This is a genomic window from Pontibacter sp. BAB1700 (genome assembly GCF_000277005.1).
GTDB lineage: Bacteria > Bacteroidota > Bacteroidia > Cytophagales > Hymenobacteraceae > Pontibacter > Pontibacter lucknowensis.
The window spans coordinates 1-4,340 of sequence record NZ_AKIS01000003.1; the positions used below are offsets into that span (position 1 = coordinate 1).

At 46.1% G+C, this 4,340-nt stretch carries 5 protein-coding genes; 1 reads left to right on the plus strand and 4 read right to left on the minus strand.

All coding sequences use genetic code 11. The features are described 5' to 3' along the window. The 3 genes from O71_RS00385 to O71_RS00395 all read right to left on the minus strand — a co-directional run. The coding region (locus O71_RS00385) for a hypothetical protein (RefSeq protein WP_007652089.1) at nucleotides 1-592 on the minus strand (592 nt) is incomplete at its 3' end. A gap of 9 nt (nucleotides 593-601) precedes the next feature. Further along, entirely contained in the window at nucleotides 602-1,984 is a 1,383-nt protein-coding gene (gene dgt / locus O71_RS00390) for a dGTP triphosphohydrolase (RefSeq protein ID WP_040573371.1), read from the minus strand. 18 nt (nucleotides 1,985-2,002) lie between these two features. Then, on the minus strand, nucleotides 2,003-2,920 hold the full coding sequence (locus O71_RS00395) for a DUF3667 domain-containing protein (protein ID WP_071530808.1): 918 nt from the start codon (nucleotides 2,918-2,920) through the stop codon (nucleotides 2,003-2,005). 612 nt (nucleotides 2,921-3,532) lie between these two features. Here O71_RS00395 and O71_RS00400 point away from each other — a divergent pair. Next, nucleotides 3,533-3,997 (plus strand): Hsp20/alpha crystallin family protein, encoded by a 465-nt coding sequence (locus O71_RS00400; RefSeq protein ID WP_007652092.1) that lies wholly within the window; start codon nucleotides 3,533-3,535, stop codon nucleotides 3,995-3,997. A 49-nt stretch (nucleotides 3,998-4,046) separates the two neighbouring features. Here O71_RS00400 and O71_RS00405 read toward each other — a convergent pair. Beyond that, nucleotides 4,047-4,340 (minus strand): T9SS type A sorting domain-containing protein (locus tag O71_RS00405; RefSeq protein WP_007652093.1); only part of this gene is annotated, 294 nt, incomplete at its 5' end.

Consider the following 4,340-nt stretch of genomic DNA (forward strand, 5'->3'; position numbering starts at 1 on the left):
CAAAGTATAGTCCCAGAAGAGCAGGCACAGCAAAAGAAAACGCACCGATATAGCGGATAAGAAATAACGCAAGGCAAACGGCGAACAGCAGCACAACATTTTTACCTGACCAGTTGCCAATAAAGATCTGATAAGTTATACCTGCCAGCAACAACCCAAGCAACAGAAAGGGAGCCTCTGACCATGTGAAGCTATACACTTCCATATAGGTGTAAGTTGCATAAACAGAAGCAATGATAAAAGCGTAGGGGCGACTTAGCTGTCTTAGGAAAACAAAGCCTATAGCCAGCAGTATGAAGTTTAGGAGCTTAGAGGACCAGTAAACATCCAGCGTGCTAAGTTCTGAAAACAAGTAGATTAATACCGGATAACCGACAGGCCAGGTTGAGAAGTAGGTCCTAGTGCCTGTTGCGCTTGTTACGTAAAAGCCATGTCCATCTTTCAAATTCTGTGCAAGGCCAAGGTAATGTGTCGAGTCAGGGCTAATATAGCCAGTTCCTTCTGCGTTGATTCGAAGAAGTATAATGGCTGCTGTTGCGAGGTATAGCAGCAACAGCAACAAATCTGCCCTTCTTAATTCATCCTTCAACATCCCCACAACTTAATACATCCTCGGCAACTCGATCCCCTTAATCTTCCTATACAACCCGAGTGCGGCCTGGTCGGTGAGACTGGTTACGTAATCGGTGATGTGGATGATGCGCTCGTAGTCGGAGGCGCCTTCGGGTAGTTTGAGGTAGTGCTGTGGTATGAGGTCAGCTATTTTGCGGTGGTGCTTTGATTCCTGGCGAAACGCGGCTTTCATGCAGGCGTCCAGCAAGCCGCCCAGCACTTCGAAGCCCGCTGCTTCGATCTCTAGTACCGGTTTATTCCGGTATATCAATTCTACAGACAGACTTTTGATTTCGTCAAGTACGGGCTTGCAGGTGAGCTCGTTAATCAGCGGCTTGTCATATGTGCCGGCTAATATAGCATCTTCATGCTGCAAAAAGATTTGAGAGGTTTCTTGTATCAGCTTTCCGATGATGCGGGCCCGCAGGTAACCGATCTCTTCGCGCCAGTCATAAAAAGTAAGGCTGGAAACGCGGTTGGGGTCATCGTTGAGAATCTGGCGCAGCAGGACTATACCTTGCTGGTGCGGAACCAGGCCAAGCCGTAGCCCATCTTCAAAATCTATAATGCGGTAGCAAATGTCGTCAGCGGCTTCCACCAGAAATGCCAGCGGGTGACGATGATAAAATACATGGTCGTCAGCTCCTTTCCCCAACAGGCCTAATTCCTGTGCAATGGTGTCGAACCACGTCTTTTCGGTCTGGAAGAAGCCATACTTCTTTTCGCTTGTACTTTTCGTGCCTTTCACTTCTGGCAATGACTCCTTTGGGTACTTGGTGAATGTTGCCAGCGTCGTAAAGGTTAGGGCTAGACCACTGTGACTGACGCCATCAGGTAGCTTGCAGTGTGCCGGGTAGGTATAGGTAAGTACTCTGAAACCAGCCGCATTGCCTTCAAAACGCTGCAGGTCGGCTTTCTGCGCATCTGTCAGGTTTGTTAAGAAAGGCTGGGCCTCTTCGCTCAGGAAATAAGCCGAAATGGCGTCTTCACCGGAGTGACCAAATGGCGGGTTGCCTATGTCGTGCGCCAGACAGGCAGCCGCAACTATATCGCCGAAGTCTGCCTCCTGTATATTCTTATCTCCTGTCAGTTCGGGGTAGCGCTCCAATATGCTTTTGCCAACGATACGACCAAGTGAGCGTCCTACAACTGACGCTTCCAAACTATGCGTGAGACGGGTATGCACAAAGTCACTCTCTGGCATCGGCATAACCTGCGTCTTGTTCTGCAGGCGGCGAAAAGCTGAGGAGAATACAATTCGGTCGTAGTCACGTTGAAACTCGCCACGCACCGATTCATCAGAGCTATACCTGCTATCCGACGTCTCGAAGCGTTTCTTTGAAATTAAGCGTTCCCAGGAAGTAGTAGTCATGTAATAAGAGGGTATAAATTAACTGAAGAGCACGCTGATGCCAACAGTAGCTATAAATAATATGGCCAATGAGATCAGATAAGTTAATCCGATCGGGATCAGTTTAACTGCTGTGCGCAGGTAGGATTCTTTATACACATAGCGCAATGCAAAAAACAAATAGACCATGCTAATCAGGAATACCCAGCCATTGGTGTCAATATTACTGAAAATCACTTCTACCAATATGGCAAACATGATCAGCAGGAAAACAAAGGTATGGAAATGAACAGAGAACATCAGGTGTTCCACGTAATTGCGACGCTGTGATCTGTAAAACAGGTATAGGATAAACCCGAAGAACGGCATAAGTACAAACATCATAAAAGAGATGTTTTTTAGCAGCTTTTGCCTCGACTGCTCTTCATTTTTGAGGAAATTCCTAAACTTATTATCCACCTCTTCATTGATGATAACAGATGATGTGTCACCTGCAATGAAAGACGAGGTGTCGTTGGCCGGAAGACCAGCCTTGACTCTGGCCAGCGAGTCTGCTTGCAATATCTGAGCTACAGCTTCCGGGTTAGTTGTTTCCAGTTGATTTTTTGCACTCTGAGCGTCACTGATCACAAGACCGTCTGAAGCAAACAAGGCAACGGCGGTAAAGAAAAAGATGCTTACAAATACATAAAGCCTGAAAGGAGGTACGTAGGATACCCTTTTGCCCAGATTGAATTTCTCTGTCAGGTAGCCGGGGCGGGTAAGCAGGTACTTAAAAGTGAGCCAGAATTTTGTATCGTAGTGCAGGGTGCTCTCAAAAAACTCCTCTACCAAATGCTTAACAGGAACATTCAGGTCGTGGTTTTCCTGCCCGCAGTTAGGGCAGTAATTGTTAACCTCTTCAAAGGTATAGCCGCAATTAGGGCATTGCACAAATTTTCGTCTTTTTTTGGCCATAGGTATGCGTTAGGTAACATACTTGAAAGTCAAATATAGCATACTCACTATAATAAAACTACCATAGCTTTCATCCTAAGGGCTTTAGGTATGTATAATAGTCTGTTGTTGTAACAATATAAATGTAATTTGGAATGTTACTTTTTATAAGTGTTTTAAAGTGTTTATGTGTGTTGCCAGCCTGTCAAGCATCTTTGTAATTTGAAAATTAAGATTTATACAGCTATTATCAAAGTTACCTTTAAAGGTAAACTCTCCTTTTTGTGCTGCTGATGTTTCGCAACATTTGTATAGTTACTCGAGCCTATTCCGAGCAATGAAAAACAGACTGTCCCTTTCCAAGCTGTGAAAACAACATGCGAGCCACTGACTAAACCCTGCGTCGGGTATGCGCTTATGCTCCTGGAGTGTATGCCCTGACATCTGAAAACAAACCTTAACCCTGAAAAGCAGCCAGAAACAGATTATTGTTTCTGGCTGCTTTTTTTATTTTTATTCAGAGGTAAACTATAAAAAAATCAAGGCGTAAAAATAGGGGAGTCACTCTATCCCAGTGAGCCAGATGACTCCAGATGTTCAACCAAAACAAAAGGAGGTACCACTATGAAGCCAATGAAAAAAGAACGCACAGGAGGTGAGAGTCTCACTCCCAGGTCTTTCTTTACAGACTTTTTCAGCGATGTAGATCGTTTTTTTGAGAACGACCTGCTAAGAATGCCGGCGCAGATTGGGCGGCAGATTATGCGGAACATGCCTGCCACCAACATTCGTGAGAATGAAAGAGAATATACCATTGAATTGGCTGCCCCAGGTATGGCGAAAGATGATTTCGAAGTAAACGTGGATGAAGGTATGCTGACCATCAGCAGCCAAAAGGAGCATGATGCTACAACAGAAGAGGATAATTATACCCGCCGCGAATATAACTACAGCTCTTTCAGCCGTTCATTTAAGCTGCCGGACGCCGTGAAGGCAGAAGAAATAAAAGCGCGCTATGAAGAGGGCGTGCTGAAAATAACGGTACCAAAACAAGAGCAGACAAATACCAGCAATCGCAAGCGCGTAAGCATTGAGTAAGGTGCTTATCTAAACTGAAAAAGGGGGCTCTACAGCCCCCTTTTTCAGTTTATTGCAATTTGACCACTTTTGTGACGCCGCTGTTGTTGCCCTCACTCCAGCGCAGCACGTATGTGCCCGACGCCAGGTCAGATACGTTGACTTCGATGATGTCGGTGCCATCAGTTACGGTAGCTTCCAGATCGCGCACCTGTCGTCCCTGTATGTCGTATAGCTGCAGCTGCAGGGTAGAGGTGCTGCGCACCAGGTACTCGATCCGCAGCGTTTCGCCTGGCGAACCATTGGCATTGGTGGTCAGCCCAATTGGGTATGGTAGTACCTCGAAGACGCGAAGGTCGCTTGG

What these genes read in the sequence shown, in the direction of transcription:
- dgt (WP_040573371.1), bottom strand. Translation starts at nt 1,984, where the DNA reads ATGACTACTACTTCCTGGGAACGCTTAATTTCAAAGAAACGCTTCGAG.
- O71_RS00395 (WP_071530808.1), bottom strand. Translation starts at nt 2,920, where the DNA reads ATGGCCAAAAAAAGACGAAAATTTGTGCAATGCCCTAATTGCGGCTAT.
- O71_RS00400 (WP_007652092.1), top strand. Translation starts at nt 3,533, where the DNA reads ATGAAAAAAGAACGCACAGGAGGTGAGAGTCTCACTCCCAGGTCTTTC.